The sequence below is a fragment of the Pleomorphomonas sp. PLEO genome (genome assembly GCF_041320595.1).
In the GTDB taxonomy this organism is placed as follows: domain Bacteria; phylum Pseudomonadota; class Alphaproteobacteria; order Rhizobiales; family Pleomorphomonadaceae; genus Pleomorphomonas.
Genome location: NZ_CP166625.1, coordinates 820544 through 835544 on the forward strand (window position 1 = coordinate 820544; position 15001 = coordinate 835544).

Annotated in this window: 13 protein-coding genes; 8 read left to right on the forward strand and 5 right to left on the reverse strand. The window is 64.1% G+C overall.

What is annotated here, in order from left to right:
• The first annotated feature begins 129 nt into the window (after window positions 1-129).
• On the forward strand, window positions 130-444 hold the full coding sequence (locus AB6N07_RS03560; protein WP_370678186.1) for a DUF2794 domain-containing protein: 315 nt from the start codon (window positions 130-132) through the stop codon (window positions 442-444).
• Between the two features lie 6 nt (window positions 445-450).
• Here the strand turns inward: AB6N07_RS03560 and AB6N07_RS03565 are convergent, their stop codons facing one another.
• From AB6N07_RS03565 to AB6N07_RS03575, 3 genes are read right to left on the reverse strand one after another with little or no spacing between them, the layout of a single operon-like run.
• A complete protein-coding gene (locus AB6N07_RS03565; protein WP_370676436.1) occupies window positions 451-1503 on the reverse strand; it encodes an aldo/keto reductase in 1053 nt (350 codons plus the stop codon).
• A 19-nt stretch (window positions 1504-1522) separates the two neighbouring features.
• Window positions 1523-2056, reverse strand: coding sequence for a DinB family protein (locus tag AB6N07_RS03570; RefSeq protein WP_370676437.1), 534 nt, complete (start codon window positions 2054-2056; stop codon window positions 1523-1525).
• Window positions 2057-2112: 56 nt separating this feature from the next.
• Complete coding sequence (locus AB6N07_RS03575) at window positions 2113-2673, reverse strand: arylesterase (protein WP_370676438.1); 561 nt, start codon at window positions 2671-2673, stop codon at window positions 2113-2115.
• Between the two features lie 188 nt (window positions 2674-2861).
• Between AB6N07_RS03575 and AB6N07_RS03580 the strand changes: the two genes are divergently transcribed.
• The 4 genes from AB6N07_RS03580 (at window position 2862) to AB6N07_RS03595 (ending at window position 7671) form a co-directional block, all read left to right on the forward strand.
• Window positions 2862-3557, forward strand: coding sequence for an ABC transporter ATP-binding protein (locus AB6N07_RS03580; RefSeq protein WP_370676439.1), 696 nt, complete (start codon window positions 2862-2864; stop codon window positions 3555-3557).
• Window positions 3554-6112, forward strand: coding sequence for an ABC transporter permease (locus AB6N07_RS03585; RefSeq protein WP_370676440.1), 2559 nt, complete (start codon window positions 3554-3556; stop codon window positions 6110-6112). Before AB6N07_RS03580 ends, AB6N07_RS03585 begins: the two co-directional genes overlap by 4 nt.
• A 134-nt stretch (window positions 6113-6246) precedes the next feature.
• Complete coding sequence (locus AB6N07_RS03590) at window positions 6247-6999, forward strand: Bax inhibitor-1/YccA family protein (protein WP_370676441.1); 753 nt, start codon at window positions 6247-6249, stop codon at window positions 6997-6999.
• A 135-nt stretch (window positions 7000-7134) separates the two neighbouring features.
• Window positions 7135-7671: an N-acetyltransferase family protein gene (locus AB6N07_RS03595; RefSeq protein ID WP_370676442.1), complete on the forward strand. Its 537-nt coding sequence runs from the start codon at window positions 7135-7137 to the stop codon at window positions 7669-7671.
• 64 nt (window positions 7672-7735) lie between these two features.
• Here AB6N07_RS03595 and AB6N07_RS03600 read toward each other — a convergent pair whose 3' ends face one another.
• Window positions 7736-8767 (reverse strand): aspartate-semialdehyde dehydrogenase, encoded by a 1032-nt coding sequence (locus tag AB6N07_RS03600; protein WP_370676443.1) that lies wholly within the window; start codon window positions 8765-8767, stop codon window positions 7736-7738.
• Window positions 8768-9312: 545 nt separating this feature from the next.
• Here AB6N07_RS03600 and AB6N07_RS03605 point away from each other — a divergent pair.
• Window positions 9313-10593, forward strand: coding sequence for a methyl-accepting chemotaxis protein (locus AB6N07_RS03605; protein WP_370676444.1), 1281 nt, complete (start codon window positions 9313-9315; stop codon window positions 10591-10593).
• 83 nt (window positions 10594-10676) lie between these two features.
• Here AB6N07_RS03605 and acnA read toward each other — a convergent pair whose 3' ends face one another.
• Complete coding sequence (acnA, locus tag AB6N07_RS03610) at window positions 10677-13373, reverse strand: aconitate hydratase AcnA (RefSeq protein ID WP_370676445.1); 2697 nt, start codon at window positions 13371-13373, stop codon at window positions 10677-10679.
• A gap of 307 nt (window positions 13374-13680) precedes the next feature.
• On the opposite strand from acnA, the gene ccmA reads away from it, so the two are divergent.
• Both ccmA and ccmB read left to right on the forward strand, forming a co-directional pair.
• Window positions 13681-14322, forward strand: a complete 642-nt coding sequence (ccmA, locus tag AB6N07_RS03615; RefSeq protein ID WP_370676446.1) for a heme ABC exporter ATP-binding protein CcmA — start codon at window positions 13681-13683, stop codon at window positions 14320-14322.
• An 8-nt stretch (window positions 14323-14330) separates the two neighbouring features.
• On the forward strand, window positions 14331-14990 hold the full coding sequence (gene ccmB / locus AB6N07_RS03620) for a heme exporter protein CcmB (protein WP_370678187.1): 660 nt from the start codon (window positions 14331-14333) through the stop codon (window positions 14988-14990).
• The last annotated feature ends 11 nt before the right edge of the window (window positions 14991-15001 follow it).

Below are 15001 nucleotides of genomic sequence, written 5' to 3' on the forward strand. Positions count from 1 at the left end.
TGACGTGACGATCACGGCCCGGAGGTGCGCTTGAGCGGCGAGATCGACGAGGGAGCGGGCGAACCCGCAAATCTGATCGCGCTGGCGCGCGGAGTTCCTCAAACGCCAGCGCCCGGCGATTCTCGACAGATGGTGCGCGAGAAGCCATATGTCGCCTTCGACCGGCATGAGCTTTCCGAAATCCTGAAGGTCTATGGCCGCATGGTGGCGGCGGGTGAATGGCGCGACTACGCCATCGACCACCTTGCCGATCGCGCCGTTTTCTCGATCTTCCGCCGATCGTCCGAGGTGCCGCTCTACCGGGTGGAAAAAAATCCGAAACTGGCCCGCAAGCAGGGCGCCTATTCGGTGATCGCCCAGACCGGCATGATTCTGAAGCGCGGCGGCGAGCTCGCTCGCGTGCTGCGCGTCATCGACAAATCGTGGCTTTCCATCGCCGAATGACCTCGCTCAGGGGCAGGGGTTGCCGAAGTGCTGGTGCAGGTCGTCGACAGCTGCCTGCATGTCGGCTGTCCATGGGAATTGCGCGGCGGCGAGGTTGCTGTCCAACTGCCCGTCAGCGCTCGGTCCGATGATCACCGAAGCAACCGTCGGCTGGTTGATGGCAAAGGCGAGTGCGAAAGTGACCGGATCGGCGCCGAAGCGGTGGGCAAGGTCGACATAAGCGGCGATCGCGGCGTCGGCATGCGGCTTCTCGTAGCGCTGCAAGCGGTTGAAGAGCGCCTTGCGGCTTTTCGCCGGCAGCGCGTGATTGCGGTACTTGCCGGTGAGATAGCCCTGTGCCAGCGGCGAGTAGGGCAGGAGGCCGATATTTTCTCGAAGCGCGATTTCGGCAAGGCCACCTTCCCAGGTGCGGTTAACAAGGCTGTAGGCGTTCTGCACCGACACCGGGCGTGGCCCGATGCCAGCTTCGGCGGCGGCGATGAAACGCATCAGGCCATAAGGGCTCTCATTGGAAAGGCCGAAATGGCGGATCTTGCCGGCGGCGATCAGCTCGGCAAAGGCGGCGGCCGTCTCCTCGATCGCCGTTTCGTCGGCGGCGGGTGCGAAAGGCTTGAAGCGCGTGGGCATCGTGCCCCAGTCGGAGACGACGCGGTCGGGCCAATGGATCTGGTAGAGATCGATGTGGTCGGTCCTGAGCCGACGCAGCGATTTCTCCACTGCCTCGAAGATCTGTGCTCGCGTCAGCCGGGTCGGCGCACCATCGTCGCGGAACCAGTCGTTGGCACTACGGCCACAGACCTTTGTTGCCAGGGTAATGTCATTGCGTCGGCCGCGCGCCGCGAACCAGTCGCCGAGAATCGTCTCGGTTGCGCCTTGCGTTTCACGCTTCGGGGGCACCGGGTACATCTCGGCCGTGTCGATGAAGTCGATGCCAAAGCCGATGGCGCGATCGAGGATGGCGAAGGCTTCTTCTTGGCCGGTCTGCTCGCCGTAGGTCATGGTGCCGAGGCACAGGGGCGTGACAAGAAGGTCGGAGCGGCCGAGGCGACGTTTCTGCATGGAACAGCCTTTTCGGAATTCAGTCGATGTCCGGGACGAGTGCCAGGAGGTCGGTAACGCCAACGTCGATGCCGGCCTGGGTGAGCAGCGTGGTGACCTGGCCGCGATGATGGGTCTGGTGGTTGAAGATATGCGACAACACAGACGACAGCACTTTGCGATGCGGCGTGCCGTCGGCGCGGCGATAGCTGAGGATGCCGCCGATATCGGCTTCCGTCAGGCCGTCGATGAACCCCACCATCAGCCGATCGATGCGCTCGCGGATCGGTCGCAACTGTGACAGGTCGTCGGACACGATGAAGCGGTTGCCCGTCGGTTGCGGCAGACCTGCAAGATCGAGTCGACCGGCAAAAGGTGGATGAGCGGCGAGCCGGCCAAACCAGGTGAGGTCGGAGGCGGCGAGGTGATTGAGCGTGCCGAGGATCGAGCCGAAGAAGGCGCCGCGGTCGCGGCAGAGGTCGTCGGTCGTCAGCCGTCCGGCGGCGTCGTAAACCTTGGCGTTCATCCAGGCGTTGTAAGGCGCCATCAGGCGAAAATGGTCGAGGCTGCTCACGATGGATATCCCCCAAACCGCTGTTTACTCAAAATGCTTCGCCAACCTCTGAGCAGCTAGCTCTTGCTCTTGATCCGTTCGATCAGCGCCTCGACCGATGGCAGGATGCGCCCGACGATGATTTCCACGCCGGCGGCGTTGGGATGTATGCCATCGGCCTGGTTGAGGCCGGCGTTGCTGGCGACGCCGTCGAGGAAGAAGGGGTAGAGCAGCGCGCCGTGCTTGTTGGCGAGGTCCGGAAAGATCGGGTCGAAACGGGTGGCGTAGTCGGCGCCGAGATTGGGTGCCGCCCGCATGCCGGCAAGCAGGACCGGCACGCCCGTCTCGCCGAGGCGCGACATCAGCTCATCAAGGCTTTCGCGGATAAGCGCCGGGTCGTGACCGCGCAGCATGTCATTGGCCCCGAGCTCGACGATGACGCCATCGGCGCCGTCGGCCAGCGCCCAGTCCAGACGTGCGAGACCGTCGGCCACAGTGTCGCCGGAGACGCCGGCGTTGACGATCTCGACATCAAGGCCCTTCTTGACGAGTGCCGCCTCCAGCCGATCCGGGAAGGCCTCCTGGCTGAGGACTCCATAACCGGCGGTGAGACTGTCGCCGAAAGCGACGATACGCATGGGCTTGGCCTCCGCGCTGACAATGCCGGCGACGAGGGCGAGAACGAACGCAAATATCCGATGTCTCACGGCCTTTTGACCCGGCTTGCAATGGTTTCTGAGCCGCCCATATGACAGGCTTGGGCTTTCTTCGGCAAGCCCTGCCGACTTCACGTGTGCCTGAAGCGCCAGAACTCGAAAGCCCGTCCTTGCCAGATCCTGCCATTGCTCTTTCACAGGTCGACCTCAGCCTCGGCAGCGGTGCCGCCCGCGTCCATATTCTGAAAAGCCTTTCTTTCTCCATTGAGGCTGGCTCGAGCGTCGGCATCGTCGGCCCTTCCGGGTCGGGCAAGTCGACGCTCCTGATGGTGCTCGCCGGCCTTGAGCGGGTCGATGGCGGTGCTGTCACGGTCGGTGGTGAACGGCTCGATCGTATGGGCGAAGATGCTTTGGCGCGCTTTCGCGGCCGTTCCGTCGGCATCGTCTTCCAGTCCTTCCACCTGATGCCGACCATGACGGCGCTCGAGAACGTCGCGGTGCCGCTCGAACTCAGCGGCCGGCGTGATGCCTTCGAGCGGGCGCGAGCCGAACTCGAAGCGGTTGGCCTTGCTGGTCGGCTTGATCATCATCCGGCGGAGCTGTCCGGTGGCGAGCAGCAGCGTGTTGCCATCGCCCGGGCGCTCGCTCCGGAGCCGTCGATCCTGATCGCCGACGAGCCGACGGGCAACCTCGACGCCGATACCGGCCGCGATATCATTCGCCTGATGTTCGAAGCTCGGGCGCGGCGCGATGCGACGCTGGTGCTTGTCACGCACGACCGAGCGCTGGCCGACGCCTGCGATCGGCGTATCGTCATGCGCTCGGGCGAAATCGTCGAGGACGTCCGCGCGGGAGTAGCTCGGTGAACGGCCGCGTGCCGGGCTGGCCAGTCGCCTTCCGTCTCGCTGCCCGCGAAGCGCGTGGCGGTCTTTCGGGTTTCCGCATCTTCATCGCCGCCATCGCGCTTGGCGTTGCCGCCATCGCCGCCGTCGGCTCGACCAGCCGGGCAATCACCGAGGGCATCGCCTTGCAGGGGCGAGACATTCTCGGCGGCGACATCGCCGTTCGCTTTGGTGGCGAAGTTCCGCCGGCCGATGTGGTCGCCGCCCTTGGGGCGCGCGGTCGATTATCGACGGTGACGCTGGTCAATTCCATGGCACGCCGCGTCGATGGCAGCGCCCAGGCGCTCGTCCGCATCAAAGCGGTGGACGACGCCTATCCACTCACCGGCGATCTGCGCCTCGATGGCGGCGGCCGGCTTGCCGAGGCTCTGGCACCGACGGCGGACGGGGCGATTGGCGTCGTCGTCGAGCCGATCCTCGCCGACCGTCTCGACGTGAAAGTCGGCGATCGTATCGCCATAGGTCGGGCGACCGCCGAGGTACGCGGGCTGATCGCAAGCGAGCCCGACCAGGTTGGTACCGGCGTTGCCTACGGGCCGCGCGTGATGATGAGCCGGGCGGCGCTCACGGCGACCGACATCGTCCAGCCGGGGAGCCTTGTCGAAACCACCGTCCGCCTCGCCTTGCCCGACGGCGTCACCGATGCCGCCGTCGCCGCGACGGCGACCGAAATCAAGGCCGCGCAGTCCGACAGTGGCCGGCGCGTTTCCACCCGCCTCGACGCGGCACCCGGTCTTGAACGCAATGTCGAGCGGTTCTCGGAATTTCTGACGCTGGTCGGGCTTACGGCGCTGATCGTCGGTGGCGTTGGCGTCACCAACGCGGTCAAGGGCTTCATCGATCGCAAGCGCGACACCATCGCCACGCTGAAGGCGGTGGGCGCGCCGGGTGGCTTCGTTGTGGCCGTCTACCTGATCGAGATCGGCGTCATCGGCCTTGTTGGCGTGGCGCTTGGTCTCGCCCTGGGGCTGATACCGCCATTCTTTGCCGGCGGTTTGATCGCCTCGGCGCTCGATCTCCCCATCGAAATCGCTGTCTATCCGGGCGAACTGTTGCTTGCCGCCGCTTATGGTCTCCTCACGGCCTTCGCTTTCGCCATCTGGTCGCTCGGCCGGGCGCATGATGTGCCGGTGAGCGCGCTATTTCGCGAGAAGGTGGCGCCGGAGCGGCGGCTGCCGCGCCGCGTCTATATGGTCGCAACAGCGGTTGCCGTTTTGCTGCTCGCAGTGCTGGCCATTGTCGCTGCCTCCGATCGCTTCGTCGCGGTGGTCTTTGTCCTGTCGATGGCGGCCATCTTTACCGTGCTGACGGGCGTTGCCGGCCTGATCCGGCGCCTTGCCGGCCGCGTCCCGGCGGTTGGCTCCGCCGAGTTCCGGCTGGCGCTGCGCAACATTCATCGGCGCGGCGGGCTGACGCTTTCCGTGGTGCTGTCGCTCGGCCTTGGACTGACGTTGATGGTGGCGCTGGCGCTGATCGATACCGGCCTCAGGCGTCAGCTCACCTCGACCTTGCCGGAGAAGGCGCCGACCTTCTTCATCCTCGACATCCGTTCAAATGAACTGGACGCTTTCTCCCGTTTGGTGGAAGCGACCGTCCCAGGCACGGCGCTTGCGACCGTGCCGATGCTGCGCGGCCGCATCACCGCTTTGAAAGGAATCCCGGTCGACAAGATCGAGGCGCCCGAGAGTGCTCGCTGGGCGCTTTCGGGCGATCGCGGCATCACGCTGTCGGCCGAACCACCGGCGAATTCGACGCTCGCCTCAGGCGCCTGGTGGCCGAAAGATTACGCCGGCGAACCGCTGGTTTCCTTTGAAGACCAGCTGGCGCGCGAATTCGGTCTCACGATCGGCGACACGGTGACCGTCAGCGTGCTGGGTCGCGAGATCACGGCCAAGGTCGCCAGCACGCGCAAAGTCGAGTGGCAATCGCTTTCCATCAACTTCGTGATGGTGTTCTCGCCCAATACCTTCGCCGGAGCCCCCTATTCGGTGTTGTCGACGGCGGCGCTGCCCGGCGGCGGCGACCGGCAGACCGAGGGGCGGCTGATCAAGGCCATGGTCGCCGCCTTCCCAACGGCGACCATAGTGCGCATCAAGGACGTGCTCGCCACCGTCAACGATCTCGTCGGCTCGCTGACGCTGGCGATCCGCGCAGCCGCTTCGATCGCGCTCGCCGCCTCGGTGCTGGTGCTGGCTGGCGCGCTCGCCTCCGGCCACCGCCAACGCGTCTATGACGCCGTCCTTCTCAAAACCTTCGGGGCGACGCGAGCCCGCGTTCTTCTCGCGTTTGCCCTGGAATACGCGGCGCTCGGCCTTCTCACCGCTATTTTTGCGTTGATTGCCGGCGCAGCGGCCGCCTGGGGTGTTCTCACCGGGATCATGGACGTGCCGTTTGACCTCAATCCCTGGGTGGCGCTCGGCGCCGTGGCGGTGGCGCTTGTCTTGACCATTGGCCTCGGACTGCTCGGCACCTTCCGGGCGCTGTCGGCCAAGGCGGCGCCGGTACTCAGGAATCTTTAAATCTTCGTCATGTTGGATGGTGCCGCCGCGAGTACCCTTGAGCTTTCATCATCGCGCGCCCATATTGTTTTTTCGAGCGAGGGGAGCTCGCCTCCCGCGCGACGTCTTATTTACAAAGAAGGATCGAGGCCCCAATGGCATTCCCTGAACGCAATATCCCCTCGGGCTACGGTTCCCGGGCCTATTCCGCGGAGATCGATCAGGGTCTCCGCAGCTACATGCTGTCGGTCTATAACTACATGGCGATCGGCCTTGCCGTGACCGGCGGCGTTGCCGCTCTTGCCGCCAACGCGGCGGTGGCGAGCTGGGACAAGCCGATCACCCTCACCTCCTTTGGCGCGGCGCTCTACACGAGCCCGTTGCAATGGCTGGTGATGCTGGCTCCCATTGGCTTGGTGCTGGTATTCTCGTTTGGCATCCAGCGCCTTTCCATGCCGGTGGCGCAGGGCCTGTTCTGGGCCTTCGCGGCACTGATGGGTCTGTCGCTTTCGTCGATCTTCCTGGTCTACACCCAGCAGTCGATCACGCAGGTGTTCTTCATCTCCGCCGCCACCTTCGCCGGGCTTAGCCTTTATGGTTACACGACCAAGCGCAGTCTCAGCGCCATGGGGTCGTTCCTGATCATGGGGCTGTTCGGCCTGATCATCGCCTCGTTGGTCAACATCTTCATGCAGTCGTCGGCGATGGAATTTGCCATCTCGATCATCGGCGTGGGCATCTTTGCCGGCTTGACCGCCTACGACACGCAGACGATCAAGGAGATGTATTTCGAGGGTGATGACAGGACGACCATGGGCCGCAAGGCCATCATGGGCGCCCTCAACCTCTACATGGACTTCATCAACCTGTTCATCATGCTGCTGCGCCTGATGGGCGACCGTCGCTGACAGTCGATAACGTCCTGAATTAAAGACACGGCGTCGGGTTCCTCCCGGCGCCGTTTTTATTTGAGGCGGACCGTTGAGCGTGCGATCTAGGGCGCGGGCGCACTGCCGCGTCCTTCGTCGTTCCGGATCCTATCCATGCTGACCATTCGTCCCGCTCGCCCCGGCGATATCCCCGCGATCGCCGCCATCTATCAGGAGGCCGTTCGCACCGGCACCGCCTCCTGGGAGCTCGAACCGCCAACCGACGCGGACATGCTGAAGCGCTTCGAGACCATCACCGGCGGCGGCTATCCCTATCTCATTGCCGAAATGGCTGGCACTCTTGCCGGCTATGCCTACGCCAGCGCGTATCGGCCGCGCCTTGCCTATCGCTACACGGTGGAGAATTCGATCTACATCGATCCGGCTCGCCAGGGGCAGGGCATCGGCAAGCGCCTTCTGCAGGCGCTGATCGACGACTGCGCGCGGCGCGGTTTCCGGCAGATGGTGGCGGTGATCGGCGACAGCGGCAATCTCGGTTCGCGCAAGCTGCACGCTGCCCTCGGCTTCACCTTGATCGGCGTTGCGCCAGCGCTGGGCTATAAATTCGATCGCTGGCTCGACCAGGTGCTGATGCAGCGGCCGATCGGCGACGGCGAGCATTCGGCGCCAAGCGAACTGTCACGGAGCTGAGGTCATAAAATAAGGCCGCCGCGAGGGGATCGCGGCGGCCAAAATGCTGTGCAATCGGTTTGGCTCAGGCGGCCTTCTTGGGCTTCAAGAGGCCACGATTGATCAGCACCTCGGCGATCTGCACGGCGTTGAGCGCGGCGCCCTTGCGGAGATTGTCGGAGACCACCCACATGGTCAGGCCGTTCTCCACCGTGATGTCCTCGCGGATGCGGGAGATGTAGGTGGCGTCTTCGCCAGCCGCCTCGTAGGGGGTGATGTAGCCGCCGGGCTCGTGCTTATCGATGACCAGGCAGCCGGGGGCCTCGCGCAGGATCGAGCGGGCCTCGTCGGCGCTGATCGGCTGGTCGAACTCGATGTTGACCACTTCCGAATGGGAGACGAACACCGGCACGCGCACGCAGGTGGCGGTCAGCTTGATCTTCGGATCGAGGATCTTCTTGGTCTCGGCGACCATCTTCCACTCTTCCTTGGTGTAGCCGTCCTCCATGAAGACGTCGATGTGCGGAATGAGGTTGAAGGCGATGCGCTTGGGGAACTTCTTGGCTTCGACGGGGTCGGACACGAAGATGGCACGGGTCTGGGTGAACAGCTCGTCCATCGCTTCCTTGCCGGCGCCCGACACCGACTGGTAGGTCGAAACGACCACGCGCTTGATGTGGGCCTTGTCGTGCAGCGGCTTCAGCGCGACGACCAGCTGGGCGGTGGAACAGTTGGGATTGGCGATGATGTATTTCTTGGTGAAGCCGGCGACGGCATCGGCATTCACTTCGGGGACGACCAGCGGCACGTCCTCGTCATAGCGCCAGGCAGAGGAATTATCGATGACGACGCACTTCTGAGCGCCGATCTTCGGCGACCATTCCTTGGAGATCGATCCACCGGCCGACATGACGCAGATGTCGATGTCCGAGAAGTCGACGTGCTCGAGCGCCTTCACCTTCAGCGTCTTATCGCCGAACGATACTTCGGTGCCCTGGCTCCTGCGTGAGGCGATAGCCACCACCTCATCGGCGGGAAAGCCGCGTTCGGCGAGGATCGAAAGCATTTCGCGGCCCACGTTTCCGGTGGCACCGACCACAGCGACCTTGTAACCCATGTTGGACTGACCTTCTGAAAGTATGGCTTTGCGCCGAAAAAGTCGTCCCCCGCCTTGTCTGGCGGCCGGTCGCTCTTCAGTCTGTCAGGGAGACGTTCGAGGAGGCCACCATCCGCCTCCTCTGACCCCGAGGAGGACGGTGCGGGGCGAGGAAGCGTCGATCACGTCGTGGTCGTTTTCGTCGTCGCCGTTTTCGTCATGGCAAGCCCGGCCGGGACAACACCCAGCTGGCAAGCGGCATGACGGGAACCATTCGCGAACGACATGGACCATTCCTCTCTCGAATGTCGGGCTTTATGGCGGAAAGGGCAGGGCGGGTCAAGACGAATTGGGCGGATACTCCGGAGTTGCCCGATTTCCTCATCGGTAGCAGTCGATCGATCGCCTCGCCTGTATTTACGAGATTTGCCAAGTTTATCTGCAATATTACTTATGTGTGTCATGCCCCAAATGACTAGCAAAACAAGCAATCCTTTACCGGTGAGGTTGTAGAGTTCTTGATGGCTCCCGCTAGCGGGAAAGTGTGAAATCAAGATGAGGCGAGCATGTCGCTGTTCGGACGCAGAACTTTTTCCGAAAAGATCAAGGTCAACTTCTTCGACGCCACACCCGATGCCGTCATGGTCATCGCCGATGGCAAGTTCATCGAATGCAATGCCGCGGCGGTTAAAATGTTCGGCTCTTCCTCGAAGAGTGCCTTGACCGCCAGTACGCCGGCCGCGCTATCGCCGCCCACACAGCCGGATGGCCAGTCGTCGGGCGCCAAATCCGAGGCGTTGATCGGCGAGGCGATGGCAACGGGATACAAGCGTTTCGAGTGGGTTCATCGTCGGACCGACGGCGTAGACTTTCCCGTTTTGGTCACCCTTATCCTTTCCAAGGTCGATGGTCGACCGGTGGTCCTGACCAATCTCGCCGACTTCTCGGGGGCCTTGCGCGAGCGTGAGGCGCGGCGCGAAGAAGAGGCGCGGAGCGCCAAGGCTTCGACATTGCAGCAACTTACCTCCGAGTTCGACCGCAACGTTTCGTCGGCGCTCGGAACGGTGGGGCAGGTTGCCGGCCAGCTTGAATCATCGTCGCAGGCCATGTCGGGCTCGGCCGACCAGACCAATCACCAGCTCACCGAGCTGGCGGCGGCATCCGAACAGGTATCGGCGGCCGTTGGTATCGTCTCCGAATCGGCGGGGGAACTGTCGGCATCGATCGCCGAAATCGGCCATCAGGTCCGTCAATCGAGCAGCATCTCGAGCGCCGCCAACGAAGAGGCGCGACACACCAACGAGATCGTCAAGGGACTGGCAGAGAGCTCCGCCAAGATTGGCGAGGTGATCAGCCTGATCAATGGCATCGCCAGCCAGACCAACCTCCTGGCCCTCAACGCGACCATCGAGGCGGCCCGGGCCGGTGAGGCGGGACGCGGCTTCGCTGTGGTTGCCTCGGAAGTGAAGGCTCTCGCCAACCAGACGACACGGGCCACCGACGAAATCGGCGCGCAGATCGGCGCCGTGCAGTCGGCGACCACCCAGGCAGTGGGCGCTATCGGCGGCATCGCGACGCGTATCAGCGAGATCAACGAGATCGCTGGTGCGATCGCGGCCGCGGTGGAACAGCAGTCCCGCGCGACCGCCGCCATTGCCAGCAATATCCAGCAGGCTTCGGCTGCGAGCCAAAAGGTGTCGATCAACACCGGTGGTGTCGCTCATGCCTCGGTGGAGACGCGCAAAGCGGCCGAAGCGGTGTTGAGTTCGGCCAAGGCCCTGTCCGGCGAGGCCGGTGGACTGCGCTCCACCGTCGATCGCTTCCTGCAGGGTGTGAAGCGGGCGTAACGCATACGCAGGCATCAAAGGAAAAGGCCCGCCTGGGAAAGGTGGGCCTTTTGTGTTGGGTGCGGATTTGCTGACCTGTCGGGTCAGGCGGCGAGCTGCCTCAGCACATAGTGCAGGATGCCGCCGTTGCGATAGTAGTCGAGTTCGTCGAGCGTATCGATGCGGCAGAGGAGCGGTACGTCGATCTCGGCGCCGTCGGTTCGGGTGATCTTGGCGGTCAACGTCTGGCGCGGCTTGACGTCGGCGATGCCCTCGATGGTCACCGTCTCCTGCCCGGTCAGGCCGAGGCTTTGCCAGTTCGTGCCTTCCTCGAAGGTCAGCGGGACGATGCCCATGCCGACCAAGTTGGACCGGTGGATGCGCTCGAAGCTCTCGGCGATCACCGCCTTGACGCCGAGGAGGTTGGTACCCTTGGCCGCCCAGTCGCGCGACGAGCCGTTGCCATATTCGACACCGGCGAAGATGACCAGCGGAACGCCTTCCTCCTTGTAACGCATGGCGGCGTCGTAGATGTACATCCGGTCGCCCGAGGGATGGTGAATGGTCCAGCCGCCCTCGACCACGTTGCCTGCGTCGTCTTTGACCATGTTGTTCTTGATGCGAATGTTGGCAAAGGTGCCGCGCATCATCACTTCATGGTTGCCGCGCCGCGTGCCGTACTGGTTGAAATCGGCCGGCCGCACCTGATGACCGGTGAGATACTGGCCGGCCGGGCTCGCCACCTTGATCGAACCGGCCGGAGAAATGTGGTCGGTGGTGATCTTGTCGCCGAACAGGCCGAGGATGCGAGCGCCGACAATGTCGGTGACCGGCGGCGGCGTCATGGTGATGCCGGCGAAATAGGGCGGGTTCTGAACGTAGGTCGAACCGATATTCCAGCTGTAAGTCTGGCCGATGCCGGCTTCGACGGCACGCCAGCGGGCATCGCCCTTGAAGACGTCGGCGTATTTTTCCTTGAACATGCCGGCGGTGATGTAGGTGGCGATGGTCTCGTTGATTTCCTTGCTCGACGGCCAGACGTCCCGAAGATAGACCGGCGCGCCATCGGCGCCGGAGCCGAGCGGCTCGGTCGACAGGTCCTTCTGCACGCTGCCGGCCAAAGCATAGGCCACCACCAGCGGCGGCGATGCCAGATAGTTGGCCTGCACGTCGGGGCTGACACGGCCTTCGAAATTGCGATTGCCGGACAGCACGGCGGCGGCGACGATGCCGTTTTCGTTGATCGACTTGGAGATCGGCCCAGGCAGCGGGCCGGAGTTGCCGATGCAGGTGGTACAGCCGAAGCCGACCAGATTGAAGCCGAGGGCGTCGAGATCGGTCTGCAGGCCGGACTGGCTGAGATATTCGGCAACGACCTGCGAGCCGGGCGCCAGCGACGTCTTCACCCAGGGCTTGACGGCGAGGCCCTTCTGCCGTGCCTTGCGGGCGAGCAGACCGGCGGCGACCAGCACGCTGGGGTTGGAGGTGTTGGTGCAGGAGGTGATGGCGGCGATCACCACGTCACCGTGGCCGAGGTCGAAGTTACCCTCCTCGACCGGATAGCGCGTGGCGATGTCGGTGACCTTCTTGTACTCGGTCTCCATGGCGGTCGTGAACCCAGCCTTGGCTCCGCTGAGCGACACGCGGCCCTCCGGCCGCTTGGGGCCGGCCAGCGACGGCACGACGGTGGAAAGGTCCAGTTCCAGGATGTCGGTGAACACCGGGTCGGGCGTGTCGGCGGTGCGATAGAGGCCCTGGGCGCGCGCGTAGGCATCGACGAGGGCGACGCGATCGTCGGCGCGGCCGGAGAACTTCAGATAGCGGATGGTCTCGGCGTCAACCGGGAAGAAGCCGCAGGTGGCGCCGTATTCCGGGCCCATGTTGGCGATGGTCGCACGGTCGGCCAGCGTCAGGCTGTCAAGGCCGGGGCCGAAATACTCGACGAACTTGCCGACCACACCCTTCTTGCGCAGCATCTGGGTGACGGTCAGCACCACGTCGGTGGCGGTCACGCCCTCGGTCACCTTGCCGGTCAGCTTGAAGCCGACCACCTCGGGGATCAGCATGGAAACCGGCTGGCCGAGCATGGCGGCCTCAGCCTCGATGCCGCCGACGCCCCAGCCGAGCACGGAGAGGCCATTGACCATGGTGGTGTGGCTATCGGTGCCGACACAGGTGTCGGGATAGGCGTAGGTGACCTTGTCCTCTTCGTTGGTCCAGACCGTCTGGGCGAGGTATTCCAGGTTGACCTGATGACAGATGCCGGTACCCGGCGGCACAACGCGGAAGTTGTGGAAGGCGTTCTGGCCCCACTTCAGGAAGTTGTAGCGCTCGATGTTCTGCTCGTATTCACGGGCAACGTTCTGGGCCAGTGATGAGGCGCTGCCGTAATAATCGACCACCACCGAGTGATCGATGACGAGGTCGACGGGAACGAGCGGGTTGATCTTGCGGGGGTCGCCACCGAGGGCGACCATGGCGTCGCGCATCGCCGCGAGGTCGACGACGGCCGGCACGCCGGTAAAGTCCTGCATCAGCACACGCGCGGGTCGGTAGGCGATTTCCTTGTCGACCTTGCCCTTGTTATCCAGCCAGGCGGCCATGGCGCGAATGTCGGCCTCGGTCACCGAGCGGCCGTCCTCAAAGCGCAGCAGGTTTTCAAGGATAACCTTCAGCGACACCGGCAGGCGGGAGACGCCGGCAAGGCCATTCTCCTCCGCCACCTTCAGGTCGTAGTAGACATAGGTCTTAGAGCCGACCTGAAGTTCTCTCTTGGACTTGAAGCTGTCGAGCGACGGCATGCGCGGGCCCCTTTCGTGCCGGGGGCGCCTTGCCAGCGGGCGACGGCGGTGCCGGCATCCGATCGGGCAGGACCTCGCCACCGGCGAGCAGTTTGACGTTTACGTAATGGTCAGATTACGACCGGAGACTTCCTTGCGCCTTATAGAGAATAAGGTGGCCGCTCACCAGACCTTGCGTACGAAATTCTACCATATGGAGCTCATTCCATGGTTGGCCTCTCCAAGGCCAAGCCGGGAGCGAAAGCAGCTTACGCCCCCAGCCGCGATGCTCTATTGGGAAAAGACGCCGTCCGCGCCGGAGAGAGCCTTGAGCCAGCCCTATCAGCCCTTTCGTCTCGTTGTTGAGGCACTCGGCGTCGACCGTGGCGGCCGGCGGGTGATCGAGGGCGTTGATTTCCAGATTATCGGAGGCGAGGCCATCCTGGTCACCGGTCCCAACGGTGTCGGCAAGTCGACTCTACTCCGGGCGCTCGCCGGGCTCGGCCGGCCGGCGGAGGGATCCGTGCGCTTTCTGGCTGACGGCGTCGCCGATCCTGACGAGGTTGGCCGTCACATTCATTATCTCGGCCACCGCGACGCCGTGAAACCGGCCCTGACGGTCGGCGAGAACCTCGCCTTTTGGCGGGATTTCCTGGGGAGCGACGGCGGCGCGCCGGTGGATGTGGCTCTCGATAGCGTAGGGCTCGTCGATCTTGCCGCCCTGCCGGCGGCTTATCTATCGGCTGGACAGCGGCGGCGCCTTGCCATCGCCCGCCTCATCGCCGTGCGCCGGCCGCTGTGGCTGCTCGATGAGCCGACCGCCGCCCTTGATGCCGCCTCGGAGGCGAGTCTGGTCAATCTCATGGCCGCTCATCTGCATGCTGGCGGCGCTATCATCGCAGCGACCCACCTCACCATTGGTCTTGCCGGCGCCCGCTCGCTTCGTCTTGTCGTTGGGGAGATGGTCTGATGCCGCCGCTGGCCGCTCTCTATGTCCGCGAATTGCGCCTTGCCGTCCGCATTGGCGGCGGCGCCATGATGGGCGTGCTGTTCTACCTGATCGTGGTGACGACCTTTCCTTTCGCCATCGGGCCGGATCTCAACCTGCTGTCGCGTCTCGGACCGGCCATCCTGTGGATCGGCGCGCTACTCGCGACGTTGCTTGGTCTCGACCGGCTGTTCGAGGCCGATCGCGACGACGGTGCGCTCGACCTGATGGTGGCGTCCGGCCGGTCGCTGGAACTGCTGGTGATTGTCAAGGTCGCGGCTCACTGGACCGCGACGGGCTTGCCCCTTGTCATCGCGGCTCCCTTTCTGTCGCTGCTTTTGGCCATGCCTGTCGATGTGACGCTCGCCACCGTGGCGACGCTCCTGGTCGGTACGCCGGCACTGACCCTGCTCGGAGCCATTGGTGCCGGTCTGACAGTGTCGCTGCGACGCGGTGGCCTGTTGTTGCCGATCCTGGTGCTGCCGTTCGCCGTGCCGATACTGATCTTCGGCGTCGCCGCCTCGACCGCCGTCGCCTATGATCCGGCGGCTTTCCGTACGCCCTTCCTGCTCATCGTCGCCGTAACGCTGACGGCGGCGGCGATCTCACCGATCGCCACCGCCGCCGCGCTTAGAAACGGGCTCGACTAGAGCAATTCCAG